Annotated in this window: 1 protein-coding gene and 2 pseudogenes; all 3 read right to left on the reverse strand. The window is 52.2% G+C overall.

Translation table 11 applies throughout. The annotated features are described in order from the left end of the window. On the reverse strand, positions 1-1,448 hold a 1,448-nt coding region (locus Q1Y74_RS13970; protein ID WP_300814900.1), incomplete at its 3' end, for a DUF6029 family protein. A 34-nt stretch (positions 1,449-1,482) separates the two neighbouring features. Continuing rightward, positions 1,483-1,926, reverse strand: a pseudogene (locus tag Q1Y74_RS13975) (TlpA disulfide reductase family protein); the annotation flags it as partial. Positions 1,927-1,997: 71 nt separating this feature from the next. Next, positions 1,998-2,391, reverse strand: a pseudogene (locus tag Q1Y74_RS13980) (hypothetical protein); the annotation flags it as partial.

The raw sequence follows: 2,391 nt of genomic DNA on the forward strand, positions 1-2,391 counted from the left end.
CCGTAGCTCAGTTGCAGGCGTGTGTTCTTTTGCGTGTAGCTGACGGAGCCGCTGTAATAGTGTACTTTGGTTGTGCCCAGGTTGTACATGTCGCTCACCGAGAAGCTCCAGCGGGGCGCAAGGCTGAACTCAACCAGTCCGGCCACCCAGTCTTTCTCGTAATCCTGCGAGTAGAGGTACTGCACTTCGGCACGGAGCGACTTCTTGCGGTCGAACTTGTAGAGACCGTCCAGCACAACGATGTTCGATGCGTAAGTCACATCATCCATTCCGTGCGTGGGGCTCCATTCCTGTACCGATACAAGCAAGGTAGTCTTGAACTGCTTGTTCCACTGCCGCTCTACGTCGGCGTTGATGTCTCGCCACAGCATTCTCGACTCTTTGGTGACAGCCTTGTCCGAGTAGAACATGGAAGCGTTGGCGTGGAAGTTCCAGTACTGGCTGCGGTCCTTCTTGTTGCGCAGCGAGTAGTAGATGTCCACCTGTCCGCCCCGTTCGCCTTCGCCGTTGCTTTGGTAGGGGTTCAGGTTGGCCAGCATGTAAGTATATTGACGGGTCAGCGCGGGCAGGTAGTTCAGGATGTTTCCTGTACCGTTGCCGGTGTACGACAGTTTGGTGCTCATGTATTTCAGTTCGCGGTAGGTGGCCAGTACGGAGAATCCTTTGTGGCTGTAACCCAGTTCGGCCAGCAGTCCGTGTCCCTGGTCGGTGGTACCTATCAGTGCGGGCGAAATGTCGTTGCTTTTGCCTACATATTCTACGCGGGCGTTGAGGCCTTTCCAGTCGAAGTTGGCACGTGCCGAATACATGTTTACGTTGGGGCGTGCGACGCCGACCATTTCATCGGGCACTTCTTCGTTGCGGTTCACCAGGCTACCTTCGATGCTGAAGAATGTTTCTGTCCAGCCGGCCATGTCGGCGATGGACAGGCTCAAGTCGCCGCCTCGCACCCAGGAGTCGGCGTAGTCGGTATACAGGCGCGGACGTCCGTAGAGTCCCTTTACGGTGATGTAGTTCTTATAGTTGTACGAACCATATACGCCTTCGATGGAGTTGTTGATGCCCAGTGTGCGGTCTTCGAAGCTGCGGAACACCATTCCCGAGCCGAACTGTTCGAAGATGTCTCCGACGCGGAATGAGAAATTGTCGTCCTGCCAGTTTACATATTTAATGCCCAGAATGGCTTTCTTGTCACCGTAGACGCCAATGTCGTAACCCTGCAAGGCAGGCAGATAGCCTTCCAGCTGTACCCCGGCACTGAATTTGCCTTGGGTATAGTCCAGCTTCAGGTAATTGTTGCTTCCGAAGTGGTCTTCCGGATAAACGCTGTTTTCCGCTCCGAGTTTGTTGTCTTTTACGTAGTAGATGCTGTTCGATTCGAGGCTTCCGCTCAGGTGTCCTTTGCTTTGGGCAGACAGTTCGGGCGTGGCAGCACAGGCTGACAGCAGTAGTAAGTTGCTCTAACAATTCATATTCGCTGCCGGGAGTATAGCCGGTGTGCGAATACACGATTTTTCCGTTACCGTCGATGACGAAAGTTTGTGGGGTGAGGTTCACGTTCATGGCGCGCTTCAGGTCCTGATTCTTGTCGAACAGACAGATGAAGTTCCAGTCGTAGCCCTGAGCCATGGAGCGGGCACGTGCCGTGAAGCGGCTGTCGTCGATGGAGACGGCGATGATGTTGAAGTCCACTTCCTCTCTCCATTCGTCCAGAAGTTCGTTCAGGGTGTTCAGTTCGGTCAGGCAGGGTTTGCAGGTGACACCCCAGAAGGAAACGATGGCAGGCTTGCCGCCGAGAATTTTTTGTGTATTGATTTGCTCTCCTTTCTCGTTTTCTACTTTCACGTCGGGCCACACGGACTGTGCGGAGGCGGGCAGTGCCGATAACAGGAGAAAAAATACCAAATAGATAATTGATTTGTTCATAGCTGGAAATATTGAAGAACTTCTATGAAAGGATGCCCTCTCATAGAAGTTCTTGCGGGTTTAAATATGGTTTACTTCTTTAAATCCTTTTTCAGATTGTCCAAAGAGAATACTTCGGCTTTGACGCTCTTCTTGACAACGTAGTCATAAGGAGCACGTGTTCTGCGGAAGTAGTTACCGTTGTGTGCGGAAACCTTGGGTGTCTTTATTTCGCTGATGCTGCGGCTTGTAGCTTTCTGTGCGTCAGCATCTGTGGCACGTGTCAATACGATACCTGATTCTGTAGTGGGGAAACTCCATGACGGATAGCCAGCCATGTATTCGATGGCGAATCCCGGGCAATAGAACAGACCGTCTTGTTCCACAGGCTTGATGGTGATGGTATTCATGTCTTCGGAAATCTCAACCGGGAACTCGGTCGTGTAATAGTTGCCGGCATTTTCCTGATTGTAAGCGCAGAGTACC

Origin of the sequence: uncultured Bacteroides sp. (genome assembly GCF_949298305.1) — a bacterium.
Taxonomy (GTDB): domain Bacteria; phylum Bacteroidota; class Bacteroidia; order Bacteroidales; family Bacteroidaceae; genus Bacteroides.